The organism is Deinococcus hopiensis KR-140, from assembly GCF_900176165.1.
Classification (GTDB): domain Bacteria; phylum Deinococcota; class Deinococci; order Deinococcales; family Deinococcaceae; genus Deinococcus; species Deinococcus hopiensis.
In genome coordinates this window covers 239156-256203 of sequence record NZ_FWWU01000003.1, presented here as the reverse complement: position 1 = coordinate 256203, position 17048 = coordinate 239156, and the positions used below count along the sequence as shown (strand labels likewise).

Below are 17048 nucleotides of genomic sequence, written 5' to 3'. Positions count from 1 at the left end.
CGCCCACAGGAGACGCCATGTTGGAGTTCACCCCCACCGCCCTGCCTTTCCTCGCCTCCTTCATGCTCACGGTGGGCCTGGCGCTCGTCGCGGCCGGGCGGCAGACAGCGGCGGCACGGACCTTCAGCGCCCTGATGGTGGGCCTATCGGTCTGGACGCTGTGCTACGTCCTGGAACTGTGCAGCCCGACGCAAGAGGGCAAGTCCCTCTGGGTGATGGCGAAATACCTGGGGGCATCCCCCACTCCCGCGCTGTGGTTTGTGTTCTGCCTGCAGGCCACAGGACGCGCGGATTGGCTGCGCCGTCCCTTCCTCCGGGGGGCGCTGACCTTCTGGCCCCTGCTGACGCTGGGGGTGGTGTGGACGAATGGTGCACACGGCCTGATGTGGACGGATCTGCGCCTGGAACCCGGCCTCCCCGAACTGCAGACGAAACACGGCGCGTACTTCTGGGTCTACGCCGCGGGCATCTACCTGCTGATGCTGATCAGCACGGGCCTGTTCGCCCAGTTCTACCGCACCGCTCAGCCCCTCTTTCGCCGTCAGGGCCTGCTGCTGACGCTGGGCGGCTTTGTGCCGCTGGCGGGGCGGATGTCCGAGGACCTCTTCGGCCTGGACCTGCTGCCCAGGGTGGATGAGGTGATCTTTTTCTTCCTGTTCTCGGGAGTGCTGTTCGCGCTGGCGCTGTTTCGCTACAACGGATTGCGGTTGGTGCCGGTGGCGCATCACCTCGTCATTCACCATATCCAGGCCGGCATCGTGGTGCTGGACCCCGCTGGCCGCATCGTGGACCTCAATCCCTTTGCCCAGGCGTTGTTCGGCCTGCCGGCTGCAGAGGTGGTTGGCGCACGGCCCGCGGATGTCCTGAAGGGACTGAACCTCGGTTCAGCAGGCGAGGTGTTTGGAGACGAACTCACCCTGACGCGGGGGGAGACCACCCTGCACTTCTCGGTACAGCGCTCGCCGATTGGAGGCGGGCTGGGACGCGACGGTGGGCAGGCCGTGGTGCTGTTCGACGTGACCGAGCGCCGGGAGGCCGAGCGGCAGCTTGAGCGCCTGGCGCGGATAGACGCGTTGACCGGCGTGTTCAACCGCCGGCACTTCCTGGAGCGGGCCGAGCGGGAGGTGGCGCAATCGCGGCGCGAGTGTCTGACCCTGTCGGTGCTGATGCTGGACATTGACCGCTTCAAGGGGATCAACGACACCCATGGTCATGCGGCGGGTGACGCCGTGCTGCGTGAGGTGGCCCGCACCTGTCAGTCGAGATTGCGCCCGACAGACCTGTTCGCGCGCTACGGTGGCGAGGAATTCGTCGCTTTGCTGCCCGGCGCGGACGTCGCCGAGGCCACCGCCGTTGCCGAGCAACTGCGTCAGGCGGTGGAAGCGCTCCGGATTGAGTTTGCTGGACAGCCCATCCGAGTGACCCTCAGCATCGGCGTAGCGGCCTTCAGCAACGCTGTTCACACCACACTGGATTCCTGCATGCAGCGCGCAGACGGGGCCCTATACACCTCAAAGGCAGACGGGCGCAACCGCAGCACGGTGGCCGCCTGAGGCGTCGGTGCAGCAAGGAGTATTGGGAAGAGGCGAGGGGCAACGGGCAAAGACGGGCCCGCCCTCTTTGACGCCGGATCCCCGAGCTCTGCCCACCTGCTTCAGCCCCCAGTGAGCGACGGTCGCGCACGAACGGTCGTGGGGGGCAGCACCGAGTACGGGAAGGGTGAGGTCGGATGTCCAGCCTTTGCCCGGCATGCTCGCGGGCCGCGCTGAGCCTATGGTCGTCTGAAACTTTGACGGCGGGGTAAAGGGCCTGAGGCAAGAAGGGGAGAGAGGGGCAGACCGCTGCAGGGTTTTCGGCAGGAGCTTTGAGACGAGGGCCACGCTGGCACTGCTGATCCTGACCACGCGGTGTCGGGACCTCGCCTTCACCCCAAGACCAGCGGAAAGCCATTGCCGGGGGCCACCGGAAGACAGACCCAATTCTTCACCGAAGAAGGAAAGGATTTTCCTCCCTTGACAATAAGGGTGATTTTTATTTTCATAAAGGTGCTCCTCGCTCCAACGAACAGGACCTTCCAGAACAGGAGGGTTCGCCCTCACCTTGTCTTTTGGAGGCCCAGCATGCGTACCCGTCTCGGCTCGATCCTCGCTCTCGGTCTGTTGTTGTCCGCTTGTGGGCAGGAGAACACCGCCCAAGTCTCTTCCACACGCTCGGGGGGTTCGGCTCTACAAGCGCAGGCGAGCACGACACCGACAGCGACGTTCAGCACGAGCAGCGCGTGGGACAGCGGCTTTGGCGGCGTGATCACCCTGCGTAACCCCACCGCCACGGCCATCAAAGGCTGGACCCTCAAATTCAGGTTCAACGGCAACGCCGCCCTCACCGGTACCCCCTGGGGTGCCGGCGGCGCCGTCTCCAAAGACAGTACCGGCCTCTACGCCATCACCCCCAACACCTGGGGCGGCGACACCATCCCCGCTGGAGGCGCGGTCACCGTCTCCTACGACGGCACCGGCACCTTCAGCGGCGTAAACACCTGCACCCTCAACGGCAATCCCTGCGACGGCACCACCCCCCCCGCAGACACCACCGCTCCCACGGTCAGCGTCACGGCCAACCCGACGGGCGTGACGGCGGCCGGAACGGTGAACCTGAGCGCGGCGGCGAGCGACAACGTGGGGGTGACGAAAGTGGAGTTCTACCGGGGCGCAATCCTGCTGAGCACCGACACCACCTCGCCCTACACGGCGGCGGACAGCGTGACTTCGGCGCAGAACGGGACGCAGACGTACGTGGCCAAAGCCTTCGACGCCGCCGGAAATACCAGGTCCGCCTCCGCCAACGTCACCGTTAACATCGCTGGCACCACCCCCGGCACGGGCGCCCTGCCCCGGCACGCGCTGATCGGCTACTGGCACAACTTCGACAACGGCAGCGGCTACGTCCGTATGAAGGATGTGGACCCGGGGTGGGACATCATCAACCTGTCGTTCGCGGAGAACAAACCCGGCGGGGCGGAGGGCGAGGTGGCCTTTACGCTCTGTCCGCCCGCCTCGTGCGGAGCCAACGCCGAGAGCGAGGCCGACTTTATCGCGGGGATCCGGGGGCAGCAGGCCAAGGGCAAGAAGGTGCTGATCAGCCTGGGTGGGGCGAACGCGCACATTCAGCTCAACACCACGCTGGCCCGCGACAACTTCGTGCGGACGATGGGCGACATCATCTCGCGCTACGGCCTCAATGGGCTGGACATAGATCTTGAGGGCGGCTCGCTGGCGCTGAATTCCGGCGACACGGACCTGAATAACCCCACCACGCCCGCCGTGGTCAACCTGATCGCTGCCGTGAAGTCCTTGAAGGCCCGCTTCGGGTCCGGTTTCGTCCTGACCATGGCCCCTGAGACCGCCTACGTTCAGGGCGGGTACTCCAGCTACGGCGGGATCTGGGGTGCGTACCTGCCGCTGATCCACAAGCTGCGCGACGAACTGACCGTGCTCCAAGTGCAGCATTACAACACGGGCTCACTGGTCGGGACCGACGGGCGAACCTACACGCCCGGCACGGCAGACTTCCACGTCGCCATGACCGACATGCTCATCACCGGCTTCGCGCTGGGGGGCAACCCGCAAAATGTCTTCCCCGGTCTACGCCCCGATCAGGTGGCGATTGGCCTGCCTTCGGGCACGCGCTCAGCGAGCAGCGGCTATACGGCTCCTGCCGAGGTGCAAAAGGCGCTGAACTGCCTGACCCGCGCCGTGGACTGCGGCGCCTACCGCCCCGCCAAGACGGCCCCCAGTCTGCGCGGCCTGATGAGCTGGTCCATCAACTGGGACCGCGCCGACGGCCTGAATTTCTCGGGCGCGCACCGCACCTTCCTGAACAATCTGCCCTGAGGGCGGGTGCGGCGGCCCGGGACAAGCGGAAGCAGGTGAGAAATTCCGCGTTCGGGGGAGGAGCCCGGTGATAATGTCGCTGCGGGCCCCTCCCCCTGGACCCACCCCTTCCCCATGACGACGCCCGACGCTCCCTCCACTCCGCCGCTCGTGTGGACGCCGCCCGGACAGGTTGAGCTTGTCCGCACGCTGGGCGGCGGCTGGCTGGGCGAGGTTCACGAGGCGCGGGAATCCAGCAGCGGGCGGCAGGTGGCCCTGCGCCTGATCGCGCCCGAGCGCATCGCCCAGCTGGGACAGATCGTGGACCTCCTCGGTCCCTCGGCGCGGCAGGAGGGCGCCCACCGTCTGCCCGTCACGCTGCCTCAGGCCGAGGGGGGGCACCTGTTCTACACGATGGCCCTGGCGGAGGGAGGCTCGCTGCGCAGCTGGTTGGACGCAGCGCGGACGGCGGACGCGGCCCTGAGCGTGGATCTCCTGCTGGACCTGCTGACCCAGGTGGCGCGCGGGTTGGCTGAGGCCCATGCGGGCGGACAGGTCCACGGCAACCTCAAGCCGGAAAATGTGCTGCTGCACCCCCACGAGGGCGGCATGCACGTCTGGCTGAGCGACTTCGGCTGGAGCGCGCTGCGCCCATCCGAGGCGGCAAATCCGTACCTGTCGCCCGAACAGCGGGCGGGACGGCCCGCAGAGTCTCAAGCGGACCTTCACGCTGCCGGGGTCATGTTGTGCGGTGGACTGCAAGAACTTCTGGGGCAGAAGGTCGACCTTCCCCCATCACCAGAAAGGCTGGCGGCCCTGCCTGCGGCGTTGCGCGACGTGATCCGGAGTTGCGTAAGTGGGGAGTTCAGCGGGGCCGACGCCCTGGCCGCGCAACTGGCCGAGGTGCGCACCTATATCGGGCGGGTGGGGCTCGGCCCGGTGGCCGAGCCTGCGGCCCTGCGGCTGATGCTGGGCGAATCACGCGGTGTCCAGCTTCATCCCGGCGCAGTGGGGGAAGGGCGGGCGCTGCGGGTGGCGGTGGGCGGCGTTCCCTCGGAATGGGTCAGCCTTCCCGCGCAGGCCCAGGCGGACGGACCGCTTGCGGTCCGGGTGGCGGTGCCCCGCACCGCAAGCGTGAAACCGGGAACCCATACGGCTGAATTCCGCTTTCTGGCAGCCTCCTCCGACAGCGCCCGCCACCACGGGGCCGAAGAACTGGCCCGCCTGACCCTGCCGCTGGAGGTGCTGCCGTTCGAGCAGGGGTACCTTGAACTGATGGCCAAACCCGGGCGTTCGGGGGGGACCGTGGCGCTGCACCTTGCCAACCGGGGTGACGTGCCTGAGCATTACCGGCTGGACTACACCCTCCCCACCGGGAGCCGTTGGGTGGGGCAGCCCCCGCCGCGCGAGCTGGACCTGCCGCCCGGGGGCGAGTACCGGACCACCTTTGCCGTACGCTGTCCGCCGGTGTGGGGCCCGGCCCGGCCCCGCCGGGTGTTGGTGTTCGCGCAGGGCCGCCCGTGGGGCTCGCCGGAAGGACGAACCCGGCCGCTGGAGGCAAGGGCCACCTTCTTGCAGCGGCCCGCCCTGCCGCTCTGGGCGGGATTGCCTGCGCTGGCTGCCGTGCTTGCGGGGCTGGGGTCGCTGGCCCTGCCGCCGCGCATCGCCGCCTTCAACGCCTCGGACACCCAGCCCGGAGAGGGCGTTCCCTTCGCCCTGAGGTGGCAGGTCCCCGGCGCGCGCACCGTGCGAATCCGGGAATTGCCGGGCCGCCGCCTGCCTGCCCAAGGCCAGTTGCGGGTGCCGGGGGTGGACCAGCCCCAGACCTACACCCTGGTGGCTCAGGGCCGTCTGACGAGCGCTTCACGCCAGATCACTGTCTGGCCCGTGCGCGAGGCCCCGCAGATCGTCCGCTTCGACGTCACGCCCCGGAACGCACCTGTGGGGAGCAGGGTGCGGGTGACGTGGAGGGTGGCCCACGCTGCCCACGTCACCCTCGCGCCCTTTGGTGACGTGCCCGCCGAGGGGACGAGAACCCTCCCACTGACCCGCAGCACCGCCTTCGAACTGACCGCCGGTGACCCGGTGGCCGAGGACCTGGACGGGCGGGGTGTGCTCCAGCGGAGCATACGCGCCACACTCGCCGCGCCCCGCATCGAGCGCTTTCGGGCAGAGCCGCCGGTGGTGGTGCGGGGGCAGCCGGTCACCTTGCGCTGGCAGGTCCGGAGTGCCCGCACCGTGCGCCTCGCGCCGTTGGGAAACCTGCCTGCCTCGGGCGAGCGTACGTTTGTGCCCACCGAGAGCGGTCCCCTCGTCCTGAAGGCGAGCAGTGGAGAGCAGGAAGTTCTCGCGCGCGCCGAGGTTCACGTACATGCGCCGCCCCCCCGCATCACGGCCTTTGAGGTGCTGGCCTCCGCTCCGGTTCCCGGTCAGCCGCTGCCCCTGCGCTGGAATACGGCGGGCAGCGTGGGTGTCAAGCTGCGCTGGAACGGCGGGAGCCGCACGCTGCCTCCCCAGGGCAAGCTGGGACTGTCCGTGCCGCCCACCGTGAAGCGTCTGACCCTGGTGGCCCGGAACGCCGAGGGGCAGGGCGTGGAGCAGGTGCGGACGCTGAAGTGGGCCGTCCCTCCCGCCATCACCCTCACGCAACCTGCCCCGCCTTCTGCGCCTCCGCCGACCACCCGCCCGGCACCTCACCCCGAACGCGTCTCCGCGGTTGCAAAACCCGCCCCGACGCCTCCACAGGCCCAGACCTCTGCACAAGTGCAGACTTCCCCCAAAGCCCAGCTTCCTCGACAGGTCTCGGCATCCCCCCCCGCTCCGGCTTCTCCAGCGCCGGCTCGGTCTGCGCCCCAACCGCGCATCCTGAGTTTCCGCGCCGCGCCAGCGGCGTTGCAAGCAGGTGAGAGCACCACGCTGCGCTGGCAGGTGAGCGGCACTGGCCGAGTCCGTATCCCAGGGCTACGCGGGCCCCAGGACGGTCTCTTCCCCGCCCAGGGCAGCGTGACGTTGCGGCCCACTGGCGATCAGACCTACGTGTTGGTCGCAGGAAAACAGCGGGCCGAAGTCAGGGTGCGCGTTCAGACGGCCCAGCCTGCGCCCACCGCTCCGGTTCGTGCGCCTGCCCCCACTGCTCAGGTTCGTCCGCCTGCAGCCACCGCTCCGGTTCGTGCGCCTGCAGCCACCGCTCAGGTTCGTGCGTTCAGCGCCCTGCCCGCCACCCTGAACCCCGGAGAACGTGCGGTCCTGACCTGGGACGTGGGCGGAGTCTCCAAGGTGTTTCTCGCCGGCCTGAGCGGTCCCAATCCCGACGGCTCCTTTCCGCCTCAAGGCAGGGTGCAGACCCTGGCGGCACGGGGCGATCAGGTCTTTGTGCTGAGCGCCGGGGGCAAACGCACGACGCTGACCGTGCCCCTCGTACCCCTCGTGCAGCGTGGCCCTGCTCCTTCCACCGAACCCGCCCCGGCTCCGGTCCGCCCCCCGGCCCAGCCTGCACAGGAGGACATCACCCCGGCCTCACCCGTTGAGGGCACCTGGCAGCACACCTTCGGCACCCTGAGACTTGAGGTGCAGGGCCGTCACGTACGGGGGGTGCTGGCCTCGGACCGGACCGGTTTTCCGGGGGGCACCATCCGCGGAACCCTGAGCGGAAGCGCTCCGGTGCTGACCCTCAACGGGCGCGTGACGCAGGGAGAAGTGGCCACCGCCTTCCTGCTGCGCTTCGACACCACCTCCCAGACCTTCACGGGTTTCGCGGCGCAGCGCGGCGAACGCGGCCGCTGGTGCGGCTGGCGGATGGGCGCCGATCCGCCAGGCTGCGGCGAGTAGCGGCGGATCCGCCCTGCACAAGCCCACCACACCCGAGCCTCAGGTGTGGCCTGAGGCCCACCCGCGGGAACCGACACCGCTTAAACGGTTTCCGGATGATTTGTCATGGCCCCTCCGCTTCGCTCCGTCACTGTTTTTCCTGCTCGCTCCGCCCGGGTTGATCAGTTGTTGCATCACTGATCAACCGGAATCTTTATCAACCGGAAACTGCTGGAGGGCAGGCGGGAGAGGGCAGGATGTGCCGATACGGAATGCTGATGATCCTGGGCCTGATTCCCGGCGCCGTGCAGAGTCAATTGCGCAGCTGGGGCTACAGCGTGACCGTGGAGTGCGCGTTCGGTAGCGGCACGGCGGGTGTCAGGGTTTCCAGAGCAGCGTGGGCCTGATCGCCGACGGCGTGGTGGGGGCCTGAGAACCTGGCTGGCGCTGGTGAAATGGGCGGAGCGCCGCCGCGTGCCCCCACTTGCGCCGGTCTTCCCGGAACCCAGCGCCTACAATCGTTTCACATGCGCGTAAACCTGCTCTGGTTGCTGCCGCTGCTGACGGCCTCGCCGTCCACCCACACGCAGGGACAGCCGGTCCTGGCGCAGCGTGACGCACCCGCGTCCGTGCAGGTCCAGCCAGCGCTGCCGCCCCGTCTGGTCACGCCGGCGGCCGAGCAGCACGTGCGGCTGCGGGCGGTGGAGGTCTCTGCCGAGCTGACCCCCGGCTTTGCGCGCACCACGCTGGAGTTTGAGTTCTTCAATCCCAACGCCCGCGTGCTGGAGGGCAGCCTGGAGTTCCCGCTGTTGGAGGGGCAGGTGGTGACGGGCTTCGCCCTGAACTTCGGTGGCCACTGGCGTGAGGCTGTGCCGGTGGAAAAGGCCCGCGCCCAGCAGGTCTTCGAGGACGTGGCCCGGGTGGGGGTGGACCCGGCGGTGCTGGAAGTCACCCGGGGCAACAATTACCGCGTCCGGGTGTATCCCCTGCCCGCCCGGGGCGTGCGGCGGGTGCGGCTGGAGGTCAGCGAACCCCTGCAAGGCGGCCTCTACCGCCTGCCCCTTGCCTTCGCGGACCGCCCCCACCTGCGGCTGAACGTCAGCGTAAACGGTGAGGCGGCCCTGAAAGGCTTTCCGGCCCTGGGAGACGTGCCTCTCAAACTTGATCCACAGGGGTTGAGGGAAGCGCGGGTAGACCGCGCCGCCTACGGGGGCAGCGGCACCCTTGAAGTCCGCGTGTCCGGGCCGCGCGTGGCGCAGACGGTGACGGGCACGTTCGGCAACGAGCGCTATTTCCTCACCACCCTGCCCAAGCCCGCCGCGCCTACGGCCCGCCGCCAGGTGCAGGCTGTGGAGTTGCTGTGGGACGCTTCAGGCTCTGCGGGGCACAACCACACGCGGGAACTGGCGCTGCTTGACGCTTATTTCGCGGCTTTTCCAGATGTTCGGGTACGGCTCATGCGCTTTCGGGACGTTCCCGAGCCTGCGTTGACTTTCACCGTACAGAGCGGCGACTGGCGGGCACTGCGGCGCGAGCTGGAACGAACCGTGTACGACGGCGGCACCAACTTCGACGCCCTCGCCTGCACGCCCACCACCTGCTCGGGCGTCACCGAGCGCCTGCTGTTCAGTGACGGCCTCGACAACTTGGGCAGCGTCCGGCTGGGTCCCTCGCCCGTACCGCTGCACATCGTGAACAGTGCGGTCAGCAACGACGCAGCCCGCCTCAACGCCCTCGCCACCCGTTCGGGTGGCGTCAGCCTCAATCTGGCGCGGCTGTCCCCCGCACAGGCGGCACAGGCCCTGACTGGGGCCCCGGGCACGCCCCTGGAGGTGGAGGCGGACGCCGCGGATCACCTCACCGTGCGGGAGCACGCCACGCACTGGACCATTGCGGGCCGCTTGACGGGGAACGCGGCCATCCTGCGCGCCCAGCTGCCGAACGGAACGCAGGTCCGGTTCCCCCTTGGAGACGCACCCGGGCGCGCGTTCGTTCCTTCCCTGTGGGCCGCCCGAATGGTGGAGGACCTGCAGGCCGAGCCGGACCTCAACCGCGCGGAGACTCGGCGGCTGGGCGAGAAGTTCCGGCTGGTCACGCCCGGCACGTCCCTGCTCGTGCTGGACCGCGCCGAGGATTACCTGGGCTACGGAGTGACGCCACCCGCCGAGCTGCTCAAGGAATACCGCGCATTGGCGCGGGCCCGGGAGGCCGACACGGCCGAGAAGGAAGCGGCGCACCAGGCCGGCGTGTTGCGGATGTTTGAGGAGTACGACGCCTGGTGGAAGCGCGACTTTCCGAAAACGAAGCCGGAGCCCCAAGGGTTGCCAGACGCGCCGTCTCGCACGCAGCCGGGCCCGGTGGAGGGCCGTGTGACCACCCCCGAGTCCTGGGTCACCTCCGCTCCTTCTCCGGCGGCGCTTGCGCCCAGCCCCGTGTCCCCCCAAGCCACTGGAGCCGCGTCCGGCGCGGCCTCTTCCCAGGCTACCTCTAAACCAGCCCCCAGCACGGGCGGAACGGCCGCCGTCACCGTGCAGCTTCAGCGCTGGATGCCTGACGCGCCCTATGCCGCCCGGCTGCGCGCCGCGCCGGACGCGGACCTCTACCGCATCTACCTTGACGAGCGGCCCCCGTACCTCCGTAGCCCCGCCTTTTACCTGGACGTGGCGGACGTGCTGCTGGAACGCGGGCAAAAGGCCCTGGGCCTGCGGGTGCTGAGCAACCTCGCGGAGCTGCAACTCGAAAACCGCGCGGTGCTGCGAATTCTGGCCTACCGCTCTCTGCAAGCGGGCCGCCCGGACCTCGCCCTGCCTGTCCTGCGGCAGGTGGAACGCCTCGCGCCGAACGAGCCGCAGAGTTACCGTGACCTCGGCCTGGCCTACGCGGCGGCGGGCGACGAACAGCAGGCGGTGGAAACGCTCTATACCGTGGTGCGCCGCACCTGGGACGCGCGCTTTCCGCAGGTAGAGCTGCTGGCCCTGACCGAGATCAACGGCATTCTCAGCCGCGGGCGGCGGCCCGTCCACGCCGATTTCCTGGACCCGCGCCTGCGCAGGGCCCATCCCCTCGACGTGCGCGTGGTGGTGACCTGGGACGCCGACAACACGGACCTGGACCTATGGGTGACCGATCCCAATGGAGACCGGGCGTATTACGGCGCGCCGCTGAGCACCCAGGGGGGCCGCCTCTCGCGCGACTTTACCGGCGGCTACGGCCCCGAGGTGTTCTCGCTGAAGGAGGCCAAGCCAGGCCGCTACCGTATGGAGGTGGACTACTACGGCAACCACCAGCAGGCGGTGACGGGGCCGGTAACGCTGCAGGCGAGGGTCATCACCGCCTTCGGCACCCCGCGCGAGCGCGAGCAACTCATCACCCTGCGCCTGAAGGACGAGCAAGACCGCCTGCTGGTGGGTGAATTCACGGTGGAGTGAGGGGGCCAGCGTTACCCTGGCTGGTCTTCCACCACGTCACCCAAGTCCATCGCCCGCAGCTCGGGGGCGAGAAAGGCGGTGGCGGCCACCACGAGCAGCGTGACGATGCCGCCCGCCCATACGCTGCGCGCCGTCCCCAGCCAGCTCGCAGCGAGGCCGCTCTCGAAGGCCCCGAGTTCGTTGCTGGCCCCGATAAACATGGAGCTCACCGCGCTGACCCGCCCACGCATGTGGTCCGGGGCCTTGAGGCGCAGTGTGGCCTTGCGAATCACCATGGAAATGCCGTCGAACAGGCCGGCGAAGACCAGCGCCGCCACGCTGAGGGCAAAGTTGCGCGACAGCCCGAAAATCACCATGCACACGCCGAAGCCCCCCACCGCCAGCAGCAGGGTGCGTCCGGCATTTGCGCCGGGGGGGCGGCGGGTGGCGTACAGCATCACCGCGAGCGCCCCGATGCTGGGGGCCGCCGCGAGCACGCCCAGTCCCTGCGGGCCCACCTTCAGGATGTCCGAGGAAAACACCGGCAGCAGCGCCACCGCACCCCCGAACAGCACGCTGAACAGGTCCAGCGCCATGCTGCCAACAAGGACCTGCCTCTGCATCACAAAGGCCAGTCCCGCCTTGACGCTGTCCCACACGGGCTCGCCCGGCGTAAAAGCCGGGCGCGGCTTGGCCTTTACGTAGGCCAGGCATCCCAGCGCCAGCGCGTACAGCACGGTGGCAAACAGGTACGAGCCTTCAGCCCCTACGCCCGCGTACAGCACCCCGCCCAGCGCCGGGCCGATGATGGCCGCCGCCTGCCACGCGCTCGACTGCCACGCCGAGGCGCGCAGCAGCAGCTCACGCGGCACCACCTGCGCCTCGAAGGCGGGCAGGGCAGGCTCCGAAAAGCCCCGCGCGGTGCCCAGCAGGAAGATCAGCGCCAGGATAGGCACGGGCCCGAGGGAGGCCGCGCGCGGCACATACAGGAAAAACAGCGCGGCGCACAGCACTTCCAGCCCCGTCGTGAGCAGCAGGATACGGCGGCGGTCGTTGCGGTCGGCCACCACGCCCCCCAGCAGCGCCAGGCTCAGGGCCGGAATGGCTTCCACCAACCCGAGGATGCCCAGCGTGAGGGGGTTTTTCGTGAGCTGGTAGAGCTGGTACGCGACGGTGAGCGCCACGGCCCGGCCGGCGAGCGTGCTGCACACGGTGGCAAGCAGCATGGCGCGGAATTCGGGCAGGCGCAGCACGGCGCGGTTGGAGGTGTCGGCGGGAGGTAACAGTTGGGTCATCGGGTGGCGTCCAGAACTTGCAGTAAAGGCGGAACGGGCATTCGCGGAGTGTAGGCCACCCGGGCCAGCCCCAATGAAGGATTGGCCCACGACCGCTAAGCCAAGGCCCCCAGGGTCACGGTTAAACTCCCCGGGATGACCGCCCTGCCTCCTTTCCTTCCACCGCTGGAAATGGGGCGGCGTGCTGCTAAGGCTGGGCCTCGGCAGGTTTTTCGACGGCGTGGTGCTGCGCCAGATCCTGCAGTGGCATCACCTCGTAAGCAGCAGGTACCTGCCGAATACGGTGCACAACCTCAAGGTCAATACGCTTGCGGACGGCCTCTTTCACGCCGCCACCTGCGCCTTCACGGCGGTGGGGCTGGCGTGTTTGTGGAGCGGTACCCGTCGGCGACACGCGGCCCTGAGGACCCCGGCTTTCACCGGCACCCTGCTGTTGGCTGGGGCTTGCAGGGCGGCGTGGAGGGGTTGGTCAACCACCAGCTGCTCGGAATATGCGCCCCGGTCCACATCAGCTCGCCTATGACACCGGTTTTCCGGGCTGGGGAGCGGTGATGCTCGCGGTGGGCTGGGGCCTGATGCGGGAGCGGCCCCGGGCAGAACAGGCCTGACGGCCAAAGGCCGGACTCTCAACCTCCATTTAGAGCCCGGTCATGCTTTCCATTCAGTGGGGAATAACGTGGAAGCCGTCTGAAGCCGCTCCACCCGCCATCTCTAACCACAAGGAGAATTCCATGACTGAACATCACCCCCACACGAACGAGGCTGCCGCCAGGTCGCGCCTGGCCGCCCTGCTGCACCGCGACCACGCAGCCCGCGATGAGCAAGCGGCGCTGCACAAGCTGGAAAAGGTGGCAGAACAGGCTGCAGACCAGGTGAAAGCCCGCGCCCAAAAGGTTCGCGAGGCCCGCGCGGAGCTGCGCCACGTGCCCCGCCGCCCCGAGGTACAGGCCTACGTGCAATCGGAAATCGCCCGGCATCTCGACCGCCACGTGGACCACGACCACGAGGTGCTGGAACGTCGGCTGAGCGAGCAGTTCGAGCAGCAGCGGGAGGCGCTCGACCAGCTCAACAAGCACCTGCGGTACATGAACCGCCACCTTCGTCGCCGGGGAGGAGGTTTTCCCTGGCCCCTGCTGCTGCTGGCCGGAGCCGGGTACTACGTCTGGCGCACCCCCCAGCTTCGCGAGAAGGTCCTCGACGCCGCCGAGCAGATCCGCCCGGGCATTACCGCGAAGTTGCGGGGCGGCGCGGAGCACGGAGAAGCGCGGGGACCCGCTGCCACGTCAGGTGTGACCCAGCTGCACACCACCGGCTCCGCTGCGCAGGTCGTCGCCCGCGTTGATCCCCAGTTGCAGGTGGACGCCAGCTGGCCCCAGACCCAAGCTCCCCAGACCCAGCCGAAGTCCTGATTTTTCCGTAGGGTGTGCCGCTCCTCCTTCTCGGCGAAGGTGGGGCGGCCTCGCCGTTGTGGGCCGGGCCGGCGGGTTTCCCCTTTGGCCTTCCTGGGAACACGTTCCTGGGGACTGCTCCGGAGGGTGGAGAGATGGAGGCCTGGCAGGCACAATAGGCTCTGTTCCCGCTTACGCCGCGCTTGCGATTTTCCCTGGAGGACCCTGCCCTTGCCCACCCCCCCCATCCACGTCCTCGTCAACGGCACGGCGCAAGCCGCGTCACCCGGCGAGCCCCTCATCGGGGTCTTAAACCGCCACGGCCTGGAGCTGCCCCAGGTCTGCTATCACCCCCAGCTCGGTCCCCTCCAGACCTGCGACACCTGCCTCGTCGAGGTGAACGGCGAACTCGTACGCGCCTGCGCCACCCCGGTGACGGTGGGCCAGACCGTCCGTACCGAGACCGGCGCCGCCCGCACGGCCCGGAAAGAAGCGTTCGACCGCCTCCTTGGCAACCACCTGCTCTACTGCACCGTCTGCGACAACAACAACGGCAACTGCACCCTGCACAACGCCACGGCCCTGCTGCGGGTGGAGCATCAGGACACGCCCTACCACCCCAAGCCCTATCCCAAAGACGAGAGCCACCCCTTCTACCGCTACGATCCGGACCAGTGCATCCTGTGCGGGCGCTGCGTGGAGGCGTGCCAGAACCTGCAGGTCAACGAGACGCTGAGCATCAATTGGGAAGACCCCCATCCCCGCGTGCTGTGGGACGGCGGCGCGCCGGCAGGTGAGTCAAGCTGCGTGAGCTGCGGCCACTGCGTCACCGTCTGCCCCTGCAACGCCCTGATGGAAAAGTCCATGCTGGGCGAGGCCGGGCTGATGACCGACTTGCCCCTCCCTGTGTTCCAGTCGGCGGTAAGCCTCGTCAAGGCCGCCGAGCCCAGCGTGGGCTACGGCCCCATCCTGCGCCTCTCGGACGCGGAGGCGGCCATTCGCGAGGAGAGCATCCGGCGGACCAAGACGGTCTGCACCTACTGCGGCGTGGGCTGCTCCTTCGAGGTGTGGACCAAGGAGCGCCACCTCCTGAAGGTGGAACCGGCGCACGGTCCGGCAAACGGCGTCTCCACCTGCGTCAAGGGCAAGTTCGGCTGGGACTACGTGAACAGCGGCGAGCGGCTGACCACGCCCCTCATCCGTGAGGGGGAGCGTTTCCGTCCGGCGAGCTGGGAAGAAGCCCTGTCGCTGATCGCCCGCCGCCTGGGCAAGATTCGCCGCAAACACGGCCCGGACGCGCTGTCCTTCATCGCCTCCTCCAAATGCACCAACGAGGAGGCGTGGTTGATGCAAAAGCTCGCCCGCGCGGTGGTGGGCACCAACAACGTGGACAACTGCTCGCGCTACTGCCAGTCGCCCGCCACGATGGGCCTGTGGCGCACGGTGGGCTACGGCGGCGACAGCGGCTCTATCCGTGACCTCGAGCAGGCTGGACTCGTCATCGGCATCGGCACGAACACCGCCGAGTCCCATCCGGTGCTCGCCACCCGCGTCAAGCGGGCGCACAAGCTGCGCGGGCAGCGCCTGATCGTCGCGGACCTGCGCGAACACGAGATGGCGCGGCGGGCGGACCTGTTCCTGCGCCCCAACCCCGGCACCGATTTCGTGTGGCTGTCGGCGGTGGCCCGTTTCATCCTCGACGAGGAACTGGAGGACCGCGCCTTTCTGGGGCAGTGGGTGAACGGCCTGGACGAGTACCGCGCCAGCCTCGCCCCGTACAGCCTCAACTACGCCGAGGCGGTCACGGGCATTCCGGCGGACACGCTGCGGCAGGTGGCACGTGAGATTGTGCAGGCGGACGGCACCTGCATTATGTGGGCGATGGGCGTGACCCAGCAGTGCGGCGGCTCGGAAACCTCCACCGCCATTTCCAACCTGCTCCTGATCACCGGAAACTACATGCGGCCCGGCGCGGGCTCCTACCCGCTGCGCGGGCACAACAACGTGCAGGGGGCTTCTGACATGGGCGCGATGCCCGGCTTCGTCGGTGGGTACCAGCCGGTGGACGATCCGGCGGTGCGCGCGAAGTTCGCGTCCCGTTGGGGCGCGGAACTCCCGGCCAACAGGGGGCTGGACAACCACGAGATGGTGGACGCCATCTACGCGGGGACGCTAAAGGCCATGTACCTCAAGGGCGAGGACATGGGCATCGTGGATTCCAACGCCAACCATGTGGACGGGGCCTTCGAGCAGCTGGAGTTCTTCGTGGTGCAGGACGTGTTTTTTACCCGGACGGCCCAGTTCGCGGATGTGGTGCTGCCCGCCAGTCCCAGTCTGGAAAAGGACGGCACCTTCACGAATACCGAGCGCCGCATCCAGCGCCTGTACCGCGCCCTGGAGCCGCTGGGTGAAAGCCGCCCCGACTGGCAGATTATCCAGGGGGTGGCGAACGCCCTCGGGGCGGATTGGCGCTACACCCATCCGTCGCAGATCATGGACGAGATCGCCTCGCTGGTGCCCCTCTATGCGGGCGTCACCTACGAACGGCTGGAGGGCTTCGCCTCGCTGCAATGGCCCGTGGCGCCCGGTGGCGCGGATACACCCCTGCTGTTCAGGGACGGTTTTCCCTTCCCCGACGGCAAGGCGCGGCTTTACCCGGCGCAGTTCATCGCCCCGCTGGAAGCGCCGAACGCCGAGTATGACCTGCACTTCAACAACGGGAGGATGCTGGAGCATTTCCACGAGGGCAACATGACCTTCCGCTCGGAGGGCATTACTGCGAAGGTGCCCGGCAGTTTTGTGGAGGTCTCGCCCGAACTCGCGGCGGAGCGTGGCTTGACCGGTGGGCGCTTTGTCCGCCTGGTTTCCCGACATGGCGCGGTGCGGGTGCCTGTCCTCGTCACGGACCGCGTGCAGGGACGGCAACTCTATATGCCCATGAACACGCCTCACGCCGAGCAGGCCGTGAACCGCCTCACGGGGAGCCACACGGACCTCAGCACCCACACGCCCGCCTACAAAGACACGGCGGTGCGGATGGAAGTGTTGCCGGACATGGGCGAGAACCCCCTTCCGCGCGTCAATCACCGCTACGGCCACCCCACCCCACAGCGCGGCGTGGAGGTGGAGCGCAAGTGGCGGCGCTCGGATTACCGCTTCCCCGGTGGGCGGGACCCGGTGGGCGGGGACGATTGATGGCTGTGGACGAGAAATGGGAGCTCTTTTGACCGTCGGGACTCGCAGAGCTGCCCAGCAGAGAGGGCCTTGCACGGCAAGGGGTGG

9 protein-coding genes are annotated in these 17048 nt (G+C 68.5%); 8 read left to right on the top strand and 1 reads right to left on the bottom strand.

Going from position 1 to position 17048, the window contains the following annotated elements; genetic code table 11:
- Positions 1-17: 17 nt before the first annotated feature.
- The 5 genes from B9A95_RS03000 to B9A95_RS02985 all read left to right on the top strand — a co-directional run bounded on the left by B9A95_RS03000 (position 18) and on the right by B9A95_RS02985 (position 11104).
- Positions 18-1553 carry a histidine kinase N-terminal 7TM domain-containing diguanylate cyclase gene (locus B9A95_RS03000; RefSeq protein WP_084045461.1) on the top strand — a complete coding sequence of 512 codons (1536 nt, stop codon included), beginning with the start codon at positions 18-20 and terminating at the stop codon, positions 1551-1553.
- Positions 1554-2120: 567 nt separating this feature from the next.
- Positions 2121-3890 (top strand): chitinase, encoded by a 1770-nt coding sequence (locus B9A95_RS02995; RefSeq protein WP_084045460.1) that lies wholly within the window; start codon positions 2121-2123, stop codon positions 3888-3890.
- Between the two features lie 114 nt (positions 3891-4004).
- Positions 4005-7697, top strand: coding sequence for a protein kinase domain-containing protein (locus B9A95_RS02990; RefSeq protein WP_084045459.1), 3693 nt, complete (start codon positions 4005-4007; stop codon positions 7695-7697).
- A gap of 236 nt (positions 7698-7933) precedes the next feature.
- The gene (locus B9A95_RS33155; RefSeq protein WP_170928392.1) at positions 7934-8083 is read left to right on the top strand and encodes a hypothetical protein; all 150 of its coding nucleotides are present in this window, start codon (positions 7934-7936) and stop codon (positions 8081-8083) included.
- A 120-nt stretch (positions 8084-8203) separates the two neighbouring features.
- A complete protein-coding gene (locus B9A95_RS02985) occupies positions 8204-11104 on the top strand; it encodes a VIT domain-containing protein (protein ID WP_170928391.1) in 2901 nt (966 codons plus the stop codon).
- A gap of 11 nt (positions 11105-11115) precedes the next feature.
- Here the strand turns inward: B9A95_RS02985 and B9A95_RS02980 are convergent, their stop codons facing one another.
- Positions 11116-12378: an MFS transporter gene (locus B9A95_RS02980; protein WP_084045457.1), complete on the bottom strand. Its 1263-nt coding sequence runs from the start codon at positions 12376-12378 to the stop codon at positions 11116-11118.
- Positions 12379-12559: 181 nt separating this feature from the next.
- Here B9A95_RS02980 and B9A95_RS02975 point away from each other — a divergent pair, with 181 nt between their 5' ends.
- The 3 genes from B9A95_RS02975 (at position 12560) to fdhF (ending at position 16961) form a co-directional block, all read left to right on the top strand.
- Positions 12560-12901 (top strand): DUF2243 domain-containing protein, encoded by a 342-nt coding sequence (locus B9A95_RS02975; protein WP_342744553.1) that lies wholly within the window; start codon positions 12560-12562, stop codon positions 12899-12901.
- A gap of 208 nt (positions 12902-13109) precedes the next feature.
- Positions 13110-13787 carry a hypothetical protein gene (locus B9A95_RS02970; protein WP_084045456.1) on the top strand — a complete coding sequence of 226 codons (678 nt, stop codon included), beginning with the start codon at positions 13110-13112 and terminating at the stop codon, positions 13785-13787.
- 210 nt (positions 13788-13997) lie between these two features.
- Positions 13998-16961: a formate dehydrogenase subunit alpha gene (gene fdhF / locus B9A95_RS02965; protein ID WP_084045455.1), complete on the top strand. Its 2964-nt coding sequence runs from the start codon at positions 13998-14000 to the stop codon at positions 16959-16961.
- Positions 16962-17048 lie beyond the last annotated feature (87 nt).